The organism is Chondrinema litorale (genome assembly GCF_026250525.1).
Classification (GTDB): domain Bacteria; phylum Bacteroidota; class Bacteroidia; order Cytophagales; family Flammeovirgaceae; genus Chondrinema; species Chondrinema litorale.
In genome coordinates, this window is the sequence record NZ_CP111057.1 from 62,979 (window position 1) to 85,445 (window position 22,467).

The following is a 22,467-nucleotide window of genomic DNA, read 5'->3' on the forward strand; positions in this document are numbered from 1 at the left end:
TGGAAGTAGTTTGTTAGAACTGTAATTAGTATTTCTGTTTCGATAAGAAACTGCTTTCTTTTTTAATCTTTTCAGATTTTAAAATACTGTAGATACTAAAAGACAGCACCATAATGAACACAATCTTCCAAACGATACCATTAAACAATATATTGATGTCGATTAATGCCTGCAAAATGTAGAAGAAAATAAGTAGCGAAAGCGGGATTACTACCGAAATTAATGGCTTCTTTTTAATGTAAAATCCAAAAAACAAAAAGGTTGCAACAACCACTAAGTCAAAGATGGATATGATATTGAAACCTAGATTTGAGATTAACAAAAAAGTATAGAACAAATTAACAGCAGCAATAGCAAATAGTATATTTCTCGAAACATTTAATCTGTCTGTAGTGTCTCCGATCGATCCCTTTTTTATAATCTGGTCTGCAATAAACTTGGACTTGGCTTTATCGTCAGCAGCAAAAGGAAATCCGCAGTGGTTACATTGGGCTGGTTCAATGCCATACTCAACTTTACAAGTTGGGCAAATAATTGGGTTACTCATAGTTAATTTTAAATAGATAGTTTTTTAGGTAAATCTAATATTTTATATCATAAAATATGATTATTCTCTATTTACAATAGTACTATTTTAATAACCCAAAAATTGTTAGAAAATTAAGTTTAATCGAAGTTATTCTTGCATCCAACTTTATTCAAGTAGTGTCACAATTGTTTTTCTTTTGAGCTTACCTTGTAGCATTAAGTCAATTTTTGCTTGTAAACCATCAAGTTTAACCTCGTTATATATTTCTGTAAGATTAGCAGGCTTCCAATTATTAGCTAGTTGTTCCCAAATTTTTGTTCTGTACTGCATCGGGAAATTTTGAGAATCAATACCAATAAGTGTAATTCCACGCAGTATTAATGGAAATACGGTTAAATCTAGTTTTGGTGAAGCCACATTTCCGCAGCAGGTTACAGCTCCCATCGCTTTGGTAGATTTAATAATGTTTTCTAAAATTACTCCGCCCACAGTGTCGATAGCTCCTGCAAATACTGTTTTGAGCAAAGGTTTTTTATCGAAGTTTTCAATCTCACTACGTAGCAAAATTTCTTTAGCTCCCAAGTTCATTAAATGGGCTTTTTCAGATTCCTTACCGGTTATGGCCACAACTGAATAGCCCAACTTACTCAATATAGAAACACTTAATGCCCCTACTCCACCAGTTGCTCCAGAAACAGCAATCTTTCCATCTTTTGGTTTTACTAATTCGATCAGCCTTGAAACAGACATACCAGCGGTTAACCCAGCAGTACCATATATCATGGCGTCTTTCATGCTCATTGGTTCTGGTAGTTTTACAGCCCATTCGACAGGTACCTGAATGTACTCTGCAAAACCTCCATCGGTGTTCATGCCCAAATCAAAACTGGTTACAATTACTGCATCGCCCACATTGTATTGGCTACTGGTAGACTCCTCTATCACCCCAACTGCATCGATACCTGGTGTATGTGGATAGTTTCTAGTAACCCCTTTGTTGCCCGAGGCAGATAAGGCGTCTTTATAGTTTAATGAGCTGTAATGTACTTTTACACGAATTTCATTTTCTTTTAAAGAGCTAAATTGCATCTCTTTAATTGAATTTATATAATTTCCGTTTTCTTCTTCTATTCGAAAAGCTTTAAATGTTGATTTTGTGTGTTGCATCTTTGGTCTATTTATTTTTGCTTATTTTTATCTAAAGTTTATGATAAATAGGCTATAAATCAACAACTTACAAAAAGTTGGTTTACGAACATTTATTTCTGAATTAGTGATTTTCAGTGAGTTAAGAGATTAAAAAAATGAAAAAAAGTTATTGTCCTATCGATACGTTTATTAATGTGTTTAAAGGAAAGCGCAAAGCGACAATTATTCTACATTTGTTTCAGGGAGATAAGCGATACAACAAATTAGCAAAACTATTGCCCGATATAAGTGAGCGTATGCTCACAAAACAATTGAAAGAATTAGAGACTGATGGCTTAATTAAGCGCACTGTTTTTCCTGAAGTTCCTCCCAGAGTAGAATATAGTTTAACAGACTTGGGCAGAGAAATCCATCCGGTTTTAAAAGGCATGTATAAAGGCGGGATGCTCTTCGAAAAAGTAATTGAGGATTATCAGGGTTGATTTTTACTCCCCAGACCCCACTCTTAAATTTTGCTTTCTAAATTCTGCTGGTCGGATGTGTACAACTTGCTCAAATACATTGCTAAAGGCGGCAACATTGCTGTAGCCACATCCATACGCAATCTCGCTAATGGTTTGGTTGGTTTCTAATAACATTTCAATGCTTTTAATTATTCTGGTCATTTTTACATATTGCAGAAAAGAAACATCAATTTCTTTGCGAAACAAGCGCGATAATGTTCTTGAGCTCAGCCCAAAAGTTCTGGCAACTTCGTCAAGTTTTAAGGTATCATCTATGTTTTGGTGGATATGTCTTAAGATGAGTCTTAGTTGTGCATTTTTTGTTGTGGGCAAAGCCAATGGCAGCGGTGTTCTAGAAACTGCCAACAGTACATTTCTAATAGCAATTAAAAATTGATATTGCTGTTCATCGGTATTTGTAAAACCTCCACGCCAGTTTTCTGTGTATAAAATCATTTCCATGATCAGATTGGTAACAGGATAAATCCCCATTTTTCTAAGTCGCTGATCTTGTGGAAATAATTCGGGTGGAAAATACAGATTCCGAACCATTACTATTGAAGTTCGCAATTCCACATTGTGTCGCATACCAGCCGGAACCCAAACAAAATGTCGGGCAGGCAAAAAGTAAGAATTAGTAGGTGTATTTAAAAAAGCTATGCCTCCTTCCACATAGCTTAACTGGTGTTTGTTGTGCGAATGAATGGGTAATTGTTCTTCTATTTTGGTGTGGTGCACATAAATACTCTCTGCATCAGTATCTACATTATTAAGAAATTTTAAGCCCCCAGAGCTGATATCCATATCCATTGGCTCAAATTAATAAATATTTGACTATTTACATAAAACAAGACGAGTAGATTCTCGCGAACTTTGCATAAAACCCATGAAACACTAAAATGAAAAAATACATTTATTTACTATATGGTATACTTCTGATCAGTTACCATATATCTACAGCGCAAATAACGAATACAGATACAGTTCTAATTAGCATAGATGAGGCTTGGCAAAAGGCTTACGATAATAGCAAAGAGTTAAAAGAACAAGATTTAAAAACAGCTATTGGAGAAGAAAATATAAAGGATGCAAAGATGCAAGTTTTGCCGCATGTTGGCGTAGAGGCTCAATATGGTAAGCTAGCGAATATTCCCATTTTCGTAGATGGTATTACAAACGAGCCGGAATATGTACCGCTCACAGACCATAGTATTTATGATGTAAATGTAGAAGCTTACTTTAATATATATAGCGGTGGAGCGACCAAAACTGCGATTAAAACTGCCGAAGCCAAACAAGCACTTTTAGAACATATAAAAGAAGAAACTACAGATCAACTTCATTTAGAGGTAATTCAACATTATCTGGATTTGCAACGCTTTTTTAAGTTTAAAGACCTCATAAAACATAATATAAAGCAAAGTGAAGAGCGCCTGCGACTGATTACAGAATTGCATAAAAATGGAGTGGTTTTAAAGAGTGATTTGCTTAGAGCACAATTACAACTTTCTAAGCAGCAGACTCAATTGGTTACAATGGATAATAACATTGTTTTGGCCACTCAATCTTTAAATATTTTGATGGGAAATGACGATGATATTCCACTCATGCCTGCCGATAGTATTGAGCTGAATAACATTTCATTGCCTAAAGATTACTACAGTTATGTAGATGCAAGTTTCACGCATTCTCCATTAGAAAAAATGGCTGAAACCGAAATTACACTTAGTGAATTAAATGCAAATGCTTTAAAGGCAGACAAACAACCGAAAATAGGTTTGTTTGGAACATATTCGTATTCCTATCCGCAAATTATGCTTTATCCCTACGAGATGTCTCCATATTTATTAGGTATGGCAGGGGTTAGATTGACCTACGATATTTCAGCGCTTTACCACGATAAACACAAAGAAAGAGCCGCAGAAATTGCTATAGAGCATCAAAGAGTAGCAAAAGAAAATGTAGAAGATGCTATCAGAAAAAAGATTAAGACGGCTTACAAACGATTCGAGGAAGATTTACAAAAGGTAGAAGTTTCTAAAAACAACATTGATCAAGCACAAGAAAACTACCGCATTGTAGACCAGACTTACTTTAACCAACTGGCATTACTAACGGACTTATTGGATGCAGACAATCAATTATTACAAGCCAGATTTGAACTGATTGACAACCAGATCGCCGCAAAACTTCACTACTACCAATTAATAAAAACATCAGGAGAATTATAATGAACGCACAGCTAAACACATACGAAAAAACAGATAGAATTGTGGTGAAGATCACCTATCTGATTGCATTGCTTATCTTAATCGGGCTGATTATTTGGGGCGCAAGGGCAATTTTACATCATTGGAAATACGAGTACACCAACGATGCTCAAGTACAAGAATACATCAATCCGATATTGAGTAGAGCGAATGGTTATGTACAGGAAATCAGATATAAAGATCATCAGCAAGTTGCTAAAGGAGATACATTGGTAATTCTTGATCGCGATGAAGCACTAGTTCAAAAAGAATTAGCAAAAGCTACCTTAAGTGCTGCCAATGCACAACTTAGAGTTTTAGAAAGTAATGTAAATACTTCTTCAAACAACTCTGGGATAAACAAAGCGAAGATAAATGCTGCCGAAGCACAATTATGGCAGCAACAAGAAGAGTTTAAACGTTATAAAAACTTGTTGGAAAATGAAGCTGTAACTCAACAGCGATTCGAAGATATTAAAACAAAACTCAAAGTGGCTGAGGCGAATTTTGAGTCGATGAAGCAAACGTATCAAACTTCATTAAGCCAAACTAATGATGTAAAAGCGCAAATTGAAGTAGCCAAAGCGACTATTTTGGAGAAACAAGCAGCTTTAGACAAGATCGAACTTGACTTAAAATATGCAGTAATTACTGCACCAACAGATGGCTATATGGGCAAAAAAAATCTTCAAATTGGTCAGTTAGTGCAAAAAGGCCAAACCATTGTATTTATTGTAGACGAAAGCCAAGGCAAATGGATCGTAGCAAATTTTGAAGAAACTCAAATCTCGACTATGCACGAAGGGCAAGAAGCTGAGATTACAGTTGATGCCTTTTCTGACAAAACTTTTCATGGTAAAATCGAGTCTTTTTCTCCTGCAACTGGTTCGCAGTTTTCGCTATTGCCACCAGATAACGCTACTGGTAATTTTGTGAAAATCACACAGCGTTTTCCTGTGCGTATTCAGTTTACAGATGATATCAGCTCACTAGAAAACCTTCGTGCAGGTATGAATGCAGAAGTTTCAATCCCTAAATAAAATGCTATGACTACCTACCATCATTCATTTAAATCGTGGGTGCCTCGTTGGCTCATGGTCGTGGCTATTTTTTTAACGCTTGTACCAGTAGGTTCTGTGTTAGGTATTTACTTGGGAGGAGTGAATAGCGCGATGAGTTATTACCATGCAGACTCTTTCGATATTAGGTTTTCGGTAATTATATATTACTTAGCCATTGCTTGTGGTTTTCCTTTAGAAAAGAAGTTTTTTAATCGATTTGCTACCAAACCCTATTTTGCCGGTAGTTGTATTTTATTCGTGGGCATCAACTTATTGCTGTATAGTACCAACAGTCTTGCCTTGTTAATTATAATAAGATTTTTGGGAGGTTTACTCTCTCTGGCATTTATCGGTACACTTTTCACGCTTATATTTCAGCAGTTCCACTCTCAAAGAAGCCGAGTTTTAGGTTATGCAGTTTTGTATGGTACATTGTTAGGCTCTGCTCCCCTTTCTTATATAATTGATGCATTTGTGTTTTCAAATTATGATTTCAACATGCTTTTTATGTTGCAAATATTCATATGCTTGCCGGGATTTATTTTGCTGTTTATATGCTTAAAAGATGATGTTGATTTACGAAGAGAAAAACTGCCATTTAAAGATGTAGATTGGGTGAGTTTCACATTGTATGCTTCCTCTTTTATTTCGGCTGCTTATGTTTTGCTTTATGGGCAGTATTATGGTTGGTTTCATAGTTTGCATATTATAGCCGTTACCATCGCATTTGTGTTATTCTTACTATTGTTCCTTTTGCGGCAAAGAAGTTTGTCTGTTCCTTATATCGACATATCTGTTTACAAATACCGCAATTTTAGAATAGGTATGGTTATGTTGGTGGCTTTTTATTTAGCAAAAGGAGATACCAGTGTCGCCAATGGTTTTTTTGCCAATTCTGTAAACTTAGATGTATATCATAATAGCTATGTAATGCTCATTAATGGTTTTGGAATTTTTGTAGGTGCTGCACTTACAGCTAGATTTATTTTAGCTAATAGAAGAATAAGATTAATTTGGCTAACGGGTTTTGGGGCACTCCTACTCTATCATTTTTACATGATTTTCTTGTTGGGTAATCAAGCAGAAACGAAGGACGTGTTAATTCCTTTATTCTTACAGGGATTTGGTAATGGTACTTTAATGCTTTCTATTGTGATGTTTTATGCCACCAGTGTCCCACAAGAAGTAGGTTTTGCTGCTTCGGTAACAGGTGTATCTTACAGATTTCTCACATTTACAGCTAGCATGGCGCTAGTTGCTTTTATGGGTTTACGCCAAAATAGCATTCACTATAATGATTTTGCTGTTGAAGTAGTAAGTACGAATACCGAAAATATAACTAGAGTTAATGCATATAAGCAGGCATTATTAAATAGAGGAGCTTCTGATTTACAAGCAAATGCCGGAGCTAGAAAATTGCTCAGCGGCTCAGTAAGAAAACAAACAGACCTACTCTATGCCAGAGATTATTATATATATATGAGTGTCTTTATTATTTTGGTGATGATGAGCATTGCCTTAATCCCACACTTCCATTATTATTTAAGAAGAATTGGAGATAAACTTATTCCTATTTAAGAGGGGTAAGTTTATTTACTTTTATTGATTCCGAACTCCTTTTTATAGTATTCTATAATTGGAGGGAAAGGTCCAAATTTATGCTGCTCCTGTGTGAAGTTATCTGTCCAAGGAGCGTAAGGAGTAGATACAGGCTTGAGTTTTTTATCAGGAAAATCGACTTCTTTGTGTGGTTTTTCTGGTCTTTTTAATGTGTTGATGTAAGCTGCAATGTGATAGGCTTCTTCATCTGATACAATGGGTTTATCATAAGTAGCCCCAAATGGCATATTCCCTTTTATAAACTGGGCAGCAGTAAGTACCCTGTTCATACCTGCGCCATCATTAAAGCTGTCTAGCCCACCCACCGGCGGATAGATGTAACCATTAAAAGTATCTCCTGGAGTTTTAAAACCTTGTCCATCTTCCATGTGGCACTGGCGGCAATACTTTAAGTAAAGCGATTTACCTTTTATTGGATCAGCTTTGTATTCAGGTATCTGGATTTTAACATAACCTTTGTAAAGTTTTTCTACATCTTCTGGTACATCTTCGCTTAGCCATTCCATATAAGCAATAATGGCTTCCATCTCAACACTATATTCAGACAGTTTTTTTCCATTCATGCTTCGCTCCATACAGCCATTAACCCTTTCTTTAAGCGTGCCGATTTTGTTTTCTCTCCCTCTAAACTGTGGAAACCTATGGGTGATACCTACAAAAGAACCTGCACCAATTTTTTTGCCTGCATCCAAATGGCAATTGCTACAAGATAGGTTATTTCCTGCAAACCGCTTTGTAGGATTCTTGGCAAGTGGCCCAATATGCTGAGAGCTTTTAGTGATAATTTCGTAGCCGTATTCGATTAAATCTCTCTTGTTATTTTCGGGCAAATCGAAGCGTATACTTTTGATCCTCCAAGGTTTTGTTTGAGTTATTTTATTTGCTGCTTCCTCCTCTTGATGAAAAAACATGGGGTAATATTCATGAGATAGTAGAAAGCAGATAATTCCCACAAAAAATCCTAAAGAAAAATATAGGGTATAGTTATTATTTATCTTCATAGCTTATATCTATCGAATATAATAATTGATTCTTTTAATAGGATACTGATGCCGACTAAAAGTGTAAACCAAGCAAAATATTTTTTGAAAACAATGCATAAAATGCTGTTATGGGGAAGATAGGAACTATTAAAAGGTTAAATGTAGATAAGGGTGAATGATGGTTTCCTATCATAAACTCTATTAATAATCGGGATATGGATAACCAAACCACGGCATTCTACCTTCTAGAATACATGCAATCCAAAACAAGATGAAAATGCTATTTTTATCAATTTGTACTTGTAAATAATGCATAGCTTTTTCATGATAACCTTGTCTGTATAATTCTAATCCTGTAATTAGTAGAACATTATCTCTTCTAAAGTCTTCCTGTAATTCTGAGTGATATTTTAGAGCATTTTCGACATCACCAATTACTAGTTGAGTTAAAATAATTTCTTCTTTTTGGCTTTCGTTTTTTGCTATTTCAAATGCTTTTTTATAATTGTTGCTGAGTGTTTTATCTAAATGTGGCTCTCTTAAATTATTTATATATTTTATCAACTCATCATTATTAATCTTTGGGAGATTTTTCGTGATAATATCGTTTGTGGGCAATTCATATGTCTTGAATTCCCTTTGTTCGTCTTCAAAGTCTATTTCAAATTGGTAATTATTGATCAAATTTATACCACGATCAACTATATCTTTATATCCACTAATATGAGCCAACTCAATAGTATCTTCTAAGTATTGTAGATGAATCCAATGTATATATTGTGGGTTACACTCTTTTATTTTAGTGATGATCTTATTCAGTAAATTTTCAGTCATATAGATAAAAGAAGAAAAATAAAAAAAGTGAAGCATTTACACTTCACTTTCAATGATATCTTATGTTGTTAGTATAATAATCGAATTCTAGTGATCTATGAATTTTGCAAAACTTCGATTTGTGTTTTAGTCCATACTTCTGCATCTGTTAAACTTGGGAATACATGCCAGTCTAGCTTACCTCCAATTCTCTTATTTAATTGTGTTGCTGCAAACTTGGTAAAAACATCATTTGAAACAGCCATGGCGTAAGTTTCTAGTCCGTTACCAATCATATGCGGATAAAACTCAGATTCAAAGAAATCTAATGCGCCAGTAAAAGTGCCATTCATTAATGTAAGATTGGCTATCATATGTTTAATCTTACCATTTTCAGCAAAGTCAATCACCTTTCTTAAAAGGTCTATAATATGTTCCTTGTGAGCGATACCAATGTATTGTGTGCGTAGTGTTTTAGTACCAGCATCGTACTCTGCTTTTCCGTAATTGTTTTTGTAGATTAATTCCATAATATTTTGCTTTTTTAGTAACAACGCATAACTACTCAATAACATAGTGTAGCATGTGATTTCTTTTTCACTTGTTAGAGAATATTATCATCTCTATTATTTTTATAAATAATAGCGGCAAAATGCTATTAAACTTTGGGAGGTTTTATTTAAAAATTATTGTTTTCATAATTGAAATCTTTATAATTCTTGTATACCTCTGGCCTTGAAGGTTATATGTACTTTATTCTCTTTTTGTTCTATAATAATCAGGTACTTTATGCTTTTATATTTTAACTAAAATGGGCTAGAATATGAAAGATGTAAATGAGTGTGCTCTTAAGAAAGAGCTTAACGATCTCATTAAAAACAATAGTAATGTACTGGACTTTGTTGAGTCAAATGCTTTAGATGGTTGGTGGTACTGGGATTTTAATACCCCGGATAATAAGTGCATAAGCGAACATTTTTTAAGTAGTTTGGGCTACGACATGACAGAAGTTACTCAAAAAAAGCTCAAATGGACGGATTTTATTTTGCCTGAAGATTATAAAAAAGCCTTAAAAAAAATAAAAGAATACATTAAACATCCTGCTACGCCTTACGATCAAGTATTAAGATACAAGCATGCAAATAACTCTATTGTTTGGATACGTAGCCGAGCAATATTAATAAGAGATGATAACAAGGAAGCTTCCAAAATTCTAGGCGTGTATTATAACATTACCACTGAGAAAGAGAAAGAGATAGCCCTCGAAAGATCTAATAAACAATTAAATGAGATTGTTGCTGGTACAGGAGACTTAGTTTTTATTTTAGATAATACTTTAAAAATTAAAGAGTCTTTTAGCAAAAATGCAGAAGTTGATCCAGTTACTAAAAACTTTTTAAAAGGTAAGAATTTAATTGAAACTGGAATCTCTGAAAAAGGTATTAAACAAATCGTAGAAAGTGTAGAGAAAGTACTAGCTTCTGGAAAAAGAAAAAGACTTGTATTCGATATAAAGCAAGGAGATAATGTGCAATGGTACGAAATGAATGTTTCTAAAATGGCTATGCAAAATGGAAGCACTAATGAAATATTTTGTGTAGCGCATAATTTTACTAAACGCAAAGGGGCAGAAGATCAATTACTAGAAAAAACAGAAGAATTAGATAGTTTCTTTTCTATGGCAATAGATTTATTGGCTATTGCAAATCAGGAAGGGAAGTTTCTAAAATTAAATAAATCTTGGGAAGATACACTTGGGTTTACCATAGAAGAATTAAAAAGTGTGACTTTTCTCGATCTCATACATCCAGACGATATACAGGCCACTATAAGTGCAATGGAAAATTTAGGGAATGGAAATATTATTCCAAGTTTTATAAATAGATACAGATGTAAAGATGGTACTTATAGGTTTATAGAATGGCGTTCCAGACCTAAAGGAGATTTAATTTATGCAGCAGCTAGAGATATTACTCAAAGTAAAAATGCAGCAGATGAAATTAAAAAAATAAAAGAATTACTAGAGCAAACCAATAGCCTAGCTAGAGTGGGCGGCTGGGAAGTAGACACAGAAAAAAATGAAATTATATGGTCTGATATGGCAAAAAATATTCATGAAGTTGCTCTTGATTTTAAGCCAGAAATAGACTCAGGTTTCAAGTTTTGTAAGTATCCAGAGGCCAGAGAAATACTGAAGAAATTAATGGAGAACAGCCTAAAAACGGGTGAAAGTTGGGAGTATGAGTTTGTATCTACTACTGCCAAAGGCAATGATATCTGGATCAGATTACTAGGTCAGGTAGAAATTAAAAATGGGATTCCTATAAGAATGTATGGTACAATTCAAGATATAGATGCAATTAAAAAAGCATCTCAAAGTTTAGAAAAAGCACTTACTGAAGCTAAGCAGGCTGCAGAAGCTAAATCTGCATTTTTGTCTAACATGTCTCACGAAATACGTACACCGCTTAATGCTGTATTGGGCATGACTCATTTACTTTTAGAAGGATCGCCTCGCGAAGATCAAATAAATAAATTAAAAACGTTAAAGTTCTCAGGAGATAATTTATTGGCTCTAGTTAACGATATATTAGATTACAACAAAATAGAATCAGGAATGATTACATTTGAAAAAATACCCTTTAACCTATACGAAATTACACACACGCTAAAACAAGGCTTTCAATTTAAAGCAGAAGAGAAAGGTATCAGACTTAAAGTACAGATGGATTCCGATGTACCTAAAGTGATTATTGGAGACCCGACTCGACTTACGCAAATATTAAATAATTTAATAAGCAATGCCTTAAAGTTTACAGAAGAAGGTAAGGTTACTCTTGGAGTTGAAGTACTAGAAGAGGAAGAAAAAGACATTGTTTTATTATTTGAAATAATTGATACTGGTATCGGAATAAGCCAAAGTCAAATTGATAAGATATTCGAGCGATTTACTCAAGCTAATGACAGCACAACTAGAAAGTTTGGTGGTACTGGTTTGGGGCTTTCAATAGTAAAAAGGCTAATTGAATTACAAGGGAGCCAGATAAAAATAGAAAGTGAAGAAGGCAATGGTTCTAGTTTTAGTTTTAGACTAAGGTTTGGTCTTGCCAAAGAAGAAGAAAACTCAAATGGTGTAGTTAAAAATCAGGTGTTGGAAACTAACTATTATGACTTGCAAGGACTAAGAGTTTTACTAGTAGAAGACAATATGGTAAACCAGCTAATTGCTACTGAGTTTTTAAATAGTTGGAATGTTTCTTTAGAACTGGCAGAAAACGGATTGGTTGCAGTGGAAAAAGTAACTGATAATAATTACGATGTTATTCTAATGGATATACAAATGCCAGAGATGGATGGCTACCAAGCGACCATGCGTATAAAAGCAATGGGTAGAGAAAAAGCCAATATTCCCATTTTAGCCATGACAGCCTCAGCGATGTTAGATGTAAGGGACAAATTACATAGCATCGGATTAGAAGATCATATATTAAAACCTTTCAATCCTCAAAAACTCAATAGTAAATTATATGCCTACATGCCTAAGCAGGTGAGTAAAAACTGATTGTAAACAAGACAAAAAGACCTTTACTTCTGATTGATGTTAAAATGCTTTTTGTCTTTTTCTTTATGCTGCTTTATAAATACAGAAGGTAGCATGCCATATTCCTCTTCAAAATATTTACTAAAATACCTCGGGCTGTTAAAGCCTACTTCGTAAGCAACTTCTGCAATAGTCATCTGGCTTTTTTCCAGTAATTGGGCGCCCCTTTTTAGCCTGATTATTCTTATAAATTCAATTGGCGATCTGCCAGTAATAGCCATCAGTTTTTTATACAAGTAAACTCGACTCATGCCCAACTCGTGGCTCATGTCTTCAACAGAAAATTTAGGCTCGGAGATATTTTTCTCAACTAAAGCAATCGCTTTTTTTAGTAGTTTTTCATCGATACTAGAAATCTCAATCTCAGAAGTATTGATATCCATTTTCTTTTGAAAGCGCTTTTGAGTTTGCTTTTGCTTGTCAATCAAATTTTGGAGGCGCAACAGAAGCAATTCCATTTTAAATGGTTTGGTAATGTAATCATCAGCGCCAATTTCCAAACCTTTAATCTTGTCTTCGTCGGCAGTTCTGGCAGTTAACAGAATCAGTGGAATGTGTGAAGTTCGCACATCCTTTTTCAGCTTTTTGCACATTTCCATCCCATCCATCTCAGGCATCATTACATCACTTATAATTAAATCTGGATGTTTTTGATGCACCAAATCAATACCTTTTTTACCATCAGGTGCCTCAAATACCTGATATTTATCTTGTAGGGTTTCTCTCATAAACACCCTAAAATCATAATTGTCTTCTACCAATAAGACAGATTGTTTACCTTGAGATTTTTCTTCGGTTACCTCAGAGGTATCTTCTGCTTCGGTTATTTCTTCTGTCGGAAGTTCTGTTACCTGTTCTTCATTTTGAGCGAATGGTAATGTAACACAAAATTCTGCACCTTTTCCCTCTTCACTTTCAACGGTAATGGTTCCATTATGTAGCTGAATCATTTCTCTGGCGAGATTTAAACCAATACCACTACCTGAAAGCCCTAGTGAAAGGTTGTTTTTAGATTGATAGAAACGTTCAAATATCTTCTCTTTTTCGTAATCTAGAATGCCAACTCCTGTATCTTTTACTTTAAGTTCAATGTAATCGTCTTCTTTCTCCGAACCAGCAAAATAAGAGATAAAAACAGTTACCTTACCTCCTTCTTGCGTAAACTTAAGCGCATTAGAGAGCAAGTTCATCATTACTTTGTTGATCTTCTCATGATCGAATAAGAAAAACAAAGGTTCTTTGTTACTCTTAAATTCAAATTGAATTCCTTTCTTTTTAAAGCTCTCCGAAAAAGCATCGCAAACTTCTTTTAGATAGGTAACTATATCTCCATAAGACGGATTAAATTTTAAGCCATGCAGCTCTAGTTTTCTAAAATCTAGCAACTGATTTACAAGGTCCATCAATTGATGTGTGTTTCGCTCAATGGTCTCAAATAGTTTGTTTTCTGATGGCTCTCGCTCTTTCTTCATCAATTTCTCCAAAGGAGCCATAATGAGCGTAAGTGGCGTTCTAAACTCATGGCTCACATTTGTGAGAAACTTGAGTTTCATTTCATCCATCTCTATATGGCGCTTGTTTTGTAACCTTTCTTGCTCAATTTTAAACTTAACTCTTTCTTTTTTGAGCATGGAGTAGCGGTAATAAAACAGAATGCCCACAATACAAATAGTATAGAAGAAATACGCAATGGGTGTCTTGTAAAATGGTGGTAGAATACTCAATTGCAATTGTGCGTAATCTTCATTCCAAATACCATCGTTGTTAGAGGCTTTTACCTTAAATGTATATTTACCTGGATTGAGGTTTGTATAAGTTACTTTTCTGATATGGTCGTCTACATCTATCCATTGGTTATCAAAACCCTCTAGCATGTATTTGTACTTCACTTTATCTGGAATAAAAAAGTTAAGTGCTACAAACTCTATGGAGAAAACATTCATTGAATGTTTGAGGGTAATCTCACCAGTAGAAACGATTGATTTATCCAGAATTTGAAGGCCGTTTACCTCTTGCGCTACAGAAATACTTCTATTAAATATTTGGAAATCGGTAAAAGCTACATCTGGTAAATTGGTGTTGTATTTAATGTTTTTTGGTTGAAAGAGATTATAACCATTAGGTCCGCCAAAAATCAATTCGCCTTTAGAAGTTTTAAACCTGGCATTTACATTAAACTCCATTCCCTGTAAACCATCAGCTTCGGTATAGTTATGAATCTCATATTCATACCTTCCATCAGCACTTACTTGTACTGGTTTTATCTGGCTAATACCTGTCGATTTACTTACCCAAATGGCTTTATCGTCGTCTTCCAAAATACAATTTATGATGTCTTCTGGCAGATCATCTTCTTCGCTAAACCTTTTTACTGTATTATTAAATGGGTTAATTACAGTTAGCCCTTCTCTGGTGGCAATCCATAATAAACCTCGTGAGTCTTCATATACCTCATTTACATTATTGTTGCTAATGTTGAAAGGTTCTTGGGTTTCAATATTTGGATGATTTTGAAATCTACGCTTTTCTGTATCATAAAATACGACACCCATGGCAGTGGCAATAAACATATTCCCATTGCGCATTTTATGAATATTGGTAATAAACTCACTTGGTGGTGGAGTTCTACCAAGGTTAGGAATGGGTAAAAAAGACTCTTTCTCTTTATCGTATAGTACTATGCCACTTCCTAGAGTGCCAATCCAGATCATTTTATCATTATCTTGATTAATGGTCCAGATGTTATTGTTTGGCAAGCCAGAGTAGTTGTTTTTCGTGGTGATGAAACGGGTAAACTTTTTTCCATCATACACATTAAGACCACCAGTAAAAGTACCAACCCAGAGCAAACCTTCATTGTCGATAAAAAGGTTTACAACAACATTGTTGCTCAAGCTATTTTTATCTTCAGGATCATTTTTATAGGTGGTATATTTTCCAGTAGTTCTGTCAAAATAAAACAAACCGCCACCATTCGTCCCTATCCATAAATTACCAGCAGAATCTTCTACAAAACAATTTACATCATTGTATGGCAAACTGTTTTCTGCTGAGGGCAAATGCCTGTAATGTGGAAATTTATGGATATTTTGATGGTAATAGCAAATCCCATTTTTGTAGGTGCCAATCCATACAATGCCTTCCTCATCTACCAATAAATCTGTGATAGAGTTTTGGGAGATACTCTTCGGATTTTCTGGTTGATGAAATAGTGTTTGAATTGACTGCGTGTACTTATCAAATATGTCGATTCCACCGTGATCGGTACCAATCCAAATAGCTCCGGCATTATCTTGAACTATTTTTTTTATTAGGTTGCTACTTAGCTTTACTTCTTCGGAATTTACAGAGAAATGCTGCCATTTTTTTCTAGTTGAATGGTAGTAGTAAACCCCATCATCATTTCCATAAATCCATAGATCGCCTTCTCTATCTACAAATATTTTTGCTGTGAGATTATCTGAGGTAAGTAAATTTGAGAGTTGCCCATCGCGAAATAAAAGTTGATAACCATGTCCATTAAAGCATTCTATTGTTCCGTCTGTATATAGATAGTAGTAATTTTTGCCATCGTGGTAAAAATCTGTAACATGACCACTGTATAAAAAAGACTTACTAAAAGGGTCTGAAAGTGTACCTGTTTTTACATCATATAGCACATAATGTTGCCTGCTTGCGGTCTTAAACCAGATTTGTTTTTCCTTATCTATATAAACCTTTTCTACTACTTCATTATGTAAGCCATTCTTATCTAATAGGTTAGGTAGGCTTGTAAATGTATCGTTTTCAAAATTAAAAACACTGTAATACCAACGCATTTGAATCCACAGATTTCCATCTGCATCTTCTTGCATATTTTCGATAAAGTTATCTAGAAGGGAAGTTGAATCTTTATCACTGTGAATATAATTTTTGAATCCAGAACCATCAAACCTACTCAAGCCAGACGAAGTACCGAACCAAACAAATCCACGGGAGTCTTTTAAAATGGCAGTTGTCTGGTTGTTTATCAGCCCATTGTTATTATTAATTCTGATAAAAGAATAGTGATGATCATCAGCAATACCTTGAGTAATAAATCCTGTTGTGAATAGCAGCAGGAAGTATAAATGCTTAATCCAATATGATATGTTTGTATGATTATGCATCTGTTTTTGGCATTTAATAAAGCATAAAGCTATTGAGTGCTTGTTACCTTTCAAAATAAACTCTTAAAGTTTGGCTGGCAGAAGGGAGCTTAGTTTTGTAAGGCTGTTAGTAATTAATGTGCCTATATAATTTAAATATAACTGTAAGTGATTGATACTCAAATTAAATGTGTCAGAATAAACAGATTTTGAAAGAGAGAGTCTCCTGATACAGGAAACTCTCAATAAATGATATGATTCTATTCTGATATAATCTCTTTAATATTTTATAAGCTTGGCCAGTTGCCAACTATTATCTGCGTAAACTTTAATAAGGTAAACACCTTTTGGCCAGTTTGTACCTAGTTTAATGCTGTTAGAAAATGTGATTTCTTGAATTAGTTTTCCTTGTGAGGTGTAAACCTTAGCAACACCTTGTTTCACATTTTCAATTTGGAAATAATCTGTAAATGGATTCGGGTAGGTAAACATACCATCTTCTGAAATCTCATCTCCAATTGCTGTTACATCTTCGTCGTCAGGGTCTTCATCATCTGGATTTTGTACTACATCCTCATCTACCGATAAAGTATCTGTACCAGATTCTGCAAAGGCAAATCCCCTACCTGCTGTAGACATATAAACCTTCCCAAATACATTGTTATCTCCCAAAATCATAGAGGTATTACCCAAACCTCCGTATTCATGCGCATCGTCATTAATTCTAAACCAACTCTCCCCCTTGTCTGTAGAGCGATACATTCCCTCAATTTCATTTCTCACTCCCCATACAAACAAGGTAGGATAATCTGAGTCAGTTGCTGCTTTGCCCAAACTAACGGCTTGAGCATTTATGTTATCGATTGTTGTAGTTCCTCCATTTTTATAATGGCTGAGTCCGCCTGCATTGAGTGCAACCCAGAAATCTGCGGTAGTATCTTGATTAACTGCTAAATGTGCAGAACCACTTGTGCCTATACTTGCTAATTCTGTTACTTGTGGTTGCCCTTGGTTAGGATAATAAAACTTAAATATTTTACCTTTTGCACTGGAATAAATATAAAACGTTCTTGGCTCAATAGGATCAGTATAAGGATGACCACCACTTATAGAACCGTAACTGCTATTCCAGAAATTACTCCAAGATGCACCCCAATCGGTTGTAGCATACATTTTATTGATAACCGTTGCGCCACCTTCGTAACCGGGTATCCAAACTACCACATGCGTTTCTCCATCTGATGATACAGCCACACGACCACTGGTAAACTCTCCCGGTAAGCTTTCAAAAACTGTCCAGTTTGCTCCTTGATCTAGTGAATAATAAAGCGAACCATTTGAACTGCCAGCTCTCACCAACACCTCTGTATTTTGTGGAGAGTAAGCCAAACCGGTTGATGAACCCATATTTGGAGCATGCCTCGCTCCTGCTGGATATTCATAAACATCTTGGTGCACCCAACCATCGTAATCTGCCACGATAGAAACAAAAGGGCCATTTGGTATACTCACCATATCGTATGGCACTGTTTCTTCGATTCCATCTACACTAAATTTGAGTGTAGGTGATTCGGCTGTTGTTAAACTGTCTATCATGAAAATGCCATTACCAGAAGTTAAAAACAATCGCTCACTATTAAATGGATCGAGTTCGGCACTGCCAACCCAGTGTAAATTATGGCCAGAAATCCAGTTTACACCATTGTTATCCAGTTTGGTTGGATTGTCGCCTTCAAAAATATTTTGCCAGTTTTCTCCACCATCTTCACTCACAAAAACTCTATCTCCCCAAGCCGAAGAACCATCTGTATAAACCTGTTGCTGGCTCCAATGATTGATGGTGCTACACACCAAACGGTTGTTGTTATTCGGATCAATTGAAATACCGCCGTAGCATCCAACTGTATTTGGTTCAATTAATAAATCAATCGGTGAAATGTTTTTCCACTCTCCACTTACCGTATTGTAGCTAAAAACAGCTCCTTTATCCATTAGCTCATTTACGCCATCCCAAGTTTGTAAGTGAGGGCCTGCACCATTTGCATAAGTTACATAAAGCATGCTTCCATCTGAAGAAAGTACTGCTCTATGTGGCATAATATTTCCGGTAGTTGGTGTATCTGGAATTGCCTCCCAGTTTGCTCCACCATCTTTAGAAACATACATGTTTTCGCCAGTTTGAGAACAGCCCGCATAAATTGTCTGTGTGGCTTCTCCCAATTCGGCAGAATTTTTATCAAATACTAAAAAACTAACTCCATTTAAATTGGGTGTAGAGGTTACAGGAAAGCTTTCAATTTGTGTCCATGTAGCAGCACTGTCGGTGCTTTTCCATAAACCATTTTTTCTGGTGCCATAAAACAAGATGTTGCCTTTGTTAGGATCAACCATCAGTTTTTCACCAGTTTGTCTTCCCATGCCATTGCCGTGGATGTACAAGTTGACTGACACTTTTTCGAAGGTTTCTCCATAATCATCAGAGATGAGAATAGATTGACCCGGCCAGCTATAACCTGAAAGTCCGGCAGCAATATAAAGCCTGTTAGGTGAGTTAGGATCGATTGCGATACTCTCAACACCTAACAAGGCTTTTTCATCCTCAGATACCCAATCCAATAACGGAAGCCATTTTTGGTTTGTGTCATTCCATCTATAAGCTCCTCCAACATCTGTTCGTGCATAAAATAAATTCTGTTCTGTAGGGCAAGCAATTACGCCCGATACAAAACCACCTCCGCCAATCTTCACATTGCTCCATTCTCCTTTAATCGCATTTTGGGCATACAAGCTCCCAAAAGCTGTTAAAGTTAGCACGAACAATAAGTTAGTTATTTTTAATATTTTCATTTTCAATGGTATATGTTAGTAATTTTCAATAGAATAATTGATTGCTATTCCATTATTACTTTTTGCTCTGTTCCATCGTATTTTACTTCTTTATAATCTGCTTTTTCATCATACAATGAAACTCCATTCGCTTTTGAAGCAAACACAACTCTAAAAGTTCTGTCTTTCAACATACCTTCAAACTCTCCTTTTCTAGCGCCAATGGTAAGTGTTTTTTCTGCCTCACTCCATGTTAATGGAATTTCTGTAAAAGCACCATTCTCATAGTTGTAGTTAGTGCCTTCATCCTCGTATATTTCAAAAGTTGCATCATCACCAGTGTAAACCACCAAAGTAATTGGGTCTGCTGGTTTCTGCGTTGTGTATTCTATTTCAGGACCGAAAGGAAGAATTGAACCTGCTTTTATAAACATTGGCATATCTTCGTAAGGAGCATCAGCAATAATTTTTTGACCTCCCTCTAAGAATTGACCTGTGTTGCCATTGTACCAACCTTTAGATGCAGGCAAGTAAACATCTCTTTTTCTTGCTTTGTATTCATATACTGGAGCTACCATAATTGATGGCCCGAACATGAACTGGTCACCTATATTATATACTTTCGCATCGTCGGTAAAATCCATAGCCAAACCACGCATAATGGTGTAGTCTTTTGTATATGTCCAACCGGCTAAACTATAGATGTATGGCATTAAGCTATATCTTAACTTGTTGTACTTGAGTATAGATTTGTATGCCGGGTGATCTTCTGGTGCTATGTTGAATATTTCACGATAAGGATACTGACCATGCACACGGAACAACGGTGCAAATGCACCAAACTGGAACCAACGTGTGTTTAGCTCTCTCCACTCGTTCAAGTCTTCGCTACCTTCTTGTGCTCTTTCGTATCTTTTCTCTACGCAAAAACCACCAATATCCATTGTCCAATAAGGTAAACCAGACATCGCAAAGTTGATACCTGCTGAAATTTGGGCTTTCATGTCTTCCCAACGGGTTCCGATGTCACCACTCCAAGTTACTGCTCCATATTTTTGGATACCTGCAAAACCTGATCTGGTTAAGATGAATACTCTCTCGTCATTCTCTAATGCTCTTTGTCCTTCGTAAATACCTTTGGCATTCATTAAAGCGAAAGCATTAAAGTACTTGGTTGATGGACCTAAAGCGGTCGGGTTCATTAAGTCTTTTCTGTATTCCAAACTTGCATTTGAAAGTACGTCTGGCTCTGTGGCATCTAACCACCAAGCATCAAAACCTTTTGTGTATAATTTATTATTGATCTGTTTCCAGAATAATTTTCTTGCATCTTCGCTGTACGCATCGTAGAAAGAACCGTAATAACCCGAGCCAATCCAGTCTTTTACACTGTCTTCTATAGCAGTGCGGTACATCCATCCATTCTCGTCAAATTCTTTGAAGTGCTCAGTTTCTAAATAGAATTTTGGCCAAACAGAGATCATAATTTGTGCATTATTGTCGTGCACTTCGTCTACCATCGCTTTTGCATCTGGGAAACGGTTTAGATCGAAATCGTGGCTACCCCATTTGGTTTCTGGCCAGTAAGACCAGTCTAATACGATGTTGTCTAACGGAATATGGCGATCTCTAAATTCGTGAAGTACGTCTAACAATTCTTCTTGCGTTTTGTATCTCTCACGACTTTGCCAGAAACCCATAGACCATTTAGGCATTACTTGCGCTTTGCCAGTAATTGTTCTGTATTGGCTGATAACTTCATCCATGTTATCGCCATACACAAAATAGTATCTGATATCTTGACCCATTTCTGAATAGAAAGAAAGGTCTTTTTGGTTTTCTTCATCAACCGGAGTTAATACTTTTAATCCCATGTAAGAAACACCGCCATCTGGAATCCACTCTAGTTTGATGTGTTTTTTCTCTCCCGGTTTTAGGTTAACACTAAATTTAGCTACTGATGGGTTCCATGCAGTTCTCCACTTGTAAAACTGTAGTTCACCATCGATCCATAATTTGGTATAACCGGCATAATAACATAAGAATCTGTGTAGGCCTTCTTCGTTGCCTTCTATGTAGCCTTCCCAAGTAATTTTAGCATTATTAAAATCTACACAATCTGGAAATTTAGAGATTGTAGTAAGGTTTTCGTAATCAATTTCTTCTTCGTCTCTTTCGATACAAGTATTGTTTGTTTTTGTATCGTGGTAAGTAGCTGTTAATCCACCTGCCTTTTCAGCTTTGTTGTAAAGCTTTAGTGTGTTGATGTTTGAATATGGGCGTGGGTCGCCAAAACGGGTAAGTGAGTAGTTATCCCAAAGTATTCCGTACTTTTTTGTAGATACTATAAATGGGATTGAAACCTTGGTGTTATATTGGAAAAGCTCTTCGTTTTTTCCTTTGTAGTTTATTTCGTCTGCCTGATGTTGACCTAAACCATAAAGCGCTTCGTCTTCTGGTGAGTCGAACTGTTGGCGAAGTGTGTATCCATTGGTATTGTCTACAGTAATCGGCTCAAAGCTACGACCGTTTGCTTTTTCAGCAATAATTGGTTGATTATCCAGATCAAAATAACTTACTGTTCCATCTGCCTTAGAAACCTTTACAATTAATTTGGCTGTTTTAATTATTACTTCTGAATCATTCTCTTCTACATCGTAATCAACTTTTTTATAATTCTCAGTAGCAATAAGGCTTTTTTCTGTATCAAATTCTCTTGTTGCAGAAGCTTCTACTTTAATAATTCCATCACTAATTACAGTAAGCCTTGTATGTGGATTTGCATCCTGCCCAGAAGTTGTAACAACTACCTGATCATTTTCCATGATGTAGCTATCCTTACTACAGGCAGCCATCAGAGAAAAAAGCAGTAGATATAAGATTGTCTTTTTCATTATTTATATAATCGTTTGTAAGCTATTGAACACCCTGTTAAAGTCGAGAAGAATGTAACCCCCAAGCGGGGGTTACCCTTCTATTGTTTTATGTATTTCTATTTAGCTGGTT

General features: G+C 35.6%; 14 protein-coding genes. 5 read left to right on the top strand and 9 right to left on the bottom strand.

The features are described from left to right. Positions 1-25: 25 nt before the first annotated feature. The gene (locus OQ292_RS35465) at positions 26-547 is read right to left on the bottom strand and encodes a hypothetical protein (RefSeq protein ID WP_284689005.1); all 522 of its coding nucleotides are present in this window, start codon (positions 545-547) and stop codon (positions 26-28) included. Positions 548-694: 147 nt separating this feature from the next. Continuing rightward, positions 695-1,696 (bottom strand): YhdH/YhfP family quinone oxidoreductase, encoded by a 1,002-nt coding sequence (locus OQ292_RS35470; RefSeq protein ID WP_284689006.1) that lies wholly within the window; start codon positions 1,694-1,696, stop codon positions 695-697. Between the two features lie 137 nt (positions 1,697-1,833). Here OQ292_RS35470 and OQ292_RS35475 point away from each other — a divergent pair, with 137 nt between their 5' ends. Continuing rightward, the gene (locus OQ292_RS35475; RefSeq protein ID WP_284689007.1) at positions 1,834-2,160 is read left to right on the top strand and encodes a winged helix-turn-helix transcriptional regulator; all 327 of its coding nucleotides are present in this window, start codon (positions 1,834-1,836) and stop codon (positions 2,158-2,160) included. A 3-nt stretch (positions 2,161-2,163) separates the two neighbouring features. On the opposite strand, the gene OQ292_RS35480 is transcribed toward OQ292_RS35475, so the two are convergent. Beyond that, a complete protein-coding gene (locus OQ292_RS35480) occupies positions 2,164-2,991 on the bottom strand; it encodes a helix-turn-helix domain-containing protein (protein WP_284689008.1) in 828 nt (275 codons plus the stop codon). Positions 2,992-3,080: 89 nt separating this feature from the next. On the opposite strand from OQ292_RS35480, the gene OQ292_RS35485 reads away from it, so the two are divergent. The 3 genes from OQ292_RS35485 to OQ292_RS35495 are packed head-to-tail and all read left to right on the top strand — an operon-like array spanning position 3,081 to position 7,069. Then, positions 3,081-4,412 (top strand): TolC family protein, encoded by a 1,332-nt coding sequence (locus tag OQ292_RS35485; protein ID WP_284689009.1) that lies wholly within the window; start codon positions 3,081-3,083, stop codon positions 4,410-4,412. Beyond that, positions 4,412-5,470, top strand: a complete 1,059-nt coding sequence (locus OQ292_RS35490; protein WP_284689010.1) for an HlyD family secretion protein — start codon at positions 4,412-4,414, stop codon at positions 5,468-5,470. The genes OQ292_RS35485 and OQ292_RS35490 overlap by 1 nt, the downstream gene beginning before the upstream one ends. A 6-nt stretch (positions 5,471-5,476) precedes the next feature. After that, entirely contained in the window at positions 5,477-7,069 is a 1,593-nt protein-coding gene (locus tag OQ292_RS35495; RefSeq protein WP_284689011.1) for an MFS transporter, read from the top strand. A gap of 11 nt (positions 7,070-7,080) precedes the next feature. On the opposite strand, the gene OQ292_RS35500 is transcribed toward OQ292_RS35495, so the two are convergent. The 3 genes from OQ292_RS35500 to OQ292_RS35510 form a co-directional block, all read right to left on the bottom strand. Further along, on the bottom strand, positions 7,081-8,112 hold the full coding sequence (locus OQ292_RS35500) for a c-type cytochrome (RefSeq protein WP_284689012.1): 1,032 nt from the start codon (positions 8,110-8,112) through the stop codon (positions 7,081-7,083). A gap of 183 nt (positions 8,113-8,295) precedes the next feature. Continuing rightward, positions 8,296-8,928 carry a hypothetical protein gene (locus OQ292_RS35505; RefSeq protein ID WP_284689013.1) on the bottom strand — a complete coding sequence of 211 codons (633 nt, stop codon included), beginning with the start codon at positions 8,926-8,928 and terminating at the stop codon, positions 8,296-8,298. Between the two features lie 95 nt (positions 8,929-9,023). After that, positions 9,024-9,437, bottom strand: a complete 414-nt coding sequence (locus OQ292_RS35510) for a hypothetical protein (protein WP_284689014.1) — start codon at positions 9,435-9,437, stop codon at positions 9,024-9,026. 293 nt (positions 9,438-9,730) lie between these two features. Between OQ292_RS35510 and OQ292_RS35515 the strand changes: the two genes are divergently transcribed. After that, positions 9,731-12,469 (top strand): PAS domain-containing hybrid sensor histidine kinase/response regulator, encoded by a 2,739-nt coding sequence (locus OQ292_RS35515; RefSeq protein WP_284689015.1) that lies wholly within the window; start codon positions 9,731-9,733, stop codon positions 12,467-12,469. 23 nt (positions 12,470-12,492) lie between these two features. Here the strand turns inward: OQ292_RS35515 and OQ292_RS35520 are convergent, their stop codons facing one another. The 3 genes from OQ292_RS35520 to OQ292_RS35530 form a co-directional block, all read right to left on the bottom strand. Next, on the bottom strand, positions 12,493-16,656 hold the full coding sequence (locus OQ292_RS35520) for a hybrid sensor histidine kinase/response regulator transcription factor (RefSeq protein WP_284689016.1): 4,164 nt from the start codon (positions 16,654-16,656) through the stop codon (positions 12,493-12,495). A gap of 258 nt (positions 16,657-16,914) precedes the next feature. After that, entirely contained in the window at positions 16,915-19,482 is a 2,568-nt protein-coding gene (locus OQ292_RS35525) for a T9SS type A sorting domain-containing protein (protein ID WP_284689017.1), read from the bottom strand. Positions 19,483-19,526: 44 nt separating this feature from the next. Further along, positions 19,527-22,355, bottom strand: coding sequence for a TIM-barrel domain-containing protein (locus OQ292_RS35530; protein ID WP_284688904.1), 2,829 nt, complete (start codon positions 22,353-22,355; stop codon positions 19,527-19,529). Positions 22,356-22,467 lie beyond the last annotated feature (112 nt).

Bases quoted from the DNA above. Each gene is read 5' to 3' on its own strand.
- OQ292_RS35465 (WP_284689005.1), bottom strand. From the start codon at position 547: ATGAGTAACCCAATTATTTGCCCAACTTGTAAAGTTGAGTATGGCATT.
- OQ292_RS35470 (WP_284689006.1), bottom strand. From the start codon at position 1,696: ATGCAACACACAAAATCAACATTTAAAGCTTTTCGAATAGAAGAAGAA.
- OQ292_RS35475 (WP_284689007.1), top strand. From the start codon at position 1,834: ATGAAAAAAAGTTATTGTCCTATCGATACGTTTATTAATGTGTTTAAA.
- OQ292_RS35480 (WP_284689008.1), bottom strand. From the start codon at position 2,991: ATGGATATGGATATCAGCTCTGGGGGCTTAAAATTTCTTAATAATGTA.
- OQ292_RS35485 (WP_284689009.1), top strand. From the start codon at position 3,081: ATGAAAAAATACATTTATTTACTATATGGTATACTTCTGATCAGTTAC.
- OQ292_RS35490 (WP_284689010.1), top strand. From the start codon at position 4,412: ATGAACGCACAGCTAAACACATACGAAAAAACAGATAGAATTGTGGTG.
- OQ292_RS35495 (WP_284689011.1), top strand. From the start codon at position 5,477: ATGACTACCTACCATCATTCATTTAAATCGTGGGTGCCTCGTTGGCTC.
- OQ292_RS35500 (WP_284689012.1), bottom strand. From the start codon at position 8,112: ATGAAGATAAATAATAACTATACCCTATATTTTTCTTTAGGATTTTTT.
- OQ292_RS35505 (WP_284689013.1), bottom strand. From the start codon at position 8,928: ATGACTGAAAATTTACTGAATAAGATCATCACTAAAATAAAAGAGTGT.
- OQ292_RS35510 (WP_284689014.1), bottom strand. From the start codon at position 9,437: ATGGAATTAATCTACAAAAACAATTACGGAAAAGCAGAGTACGATGCT.
- OQ292_RS35515 (WP_284689015.1), top strand. From the start codon at position 9,731: ATGAAAGATGTAAATGAGTGTGCTCTTAAGAAAGAGCTTAACGATCTC.
- OQ292_RS35520 (WP_284689016.1), bottom strand. From the start codon at position 16,656: ATGCATAATCATACAAACATATCATATTGGATTAAGCATTTATACTTC.
- OQ292_RS35525 (WP_284689017.1), bottom strand. From the start codon at position 19,482: ATGAAAATATTAAAAATAACTAACTTATTGTTCGTGCTAACTTTAACA.
- OQ292_RS35530 (WP_284688904.1), bottom strand. From the start codon at position 22,355: ATGAAAAAGACAATCTTATATCTACTGCTTTTTTCTCTGATGGCTGCC.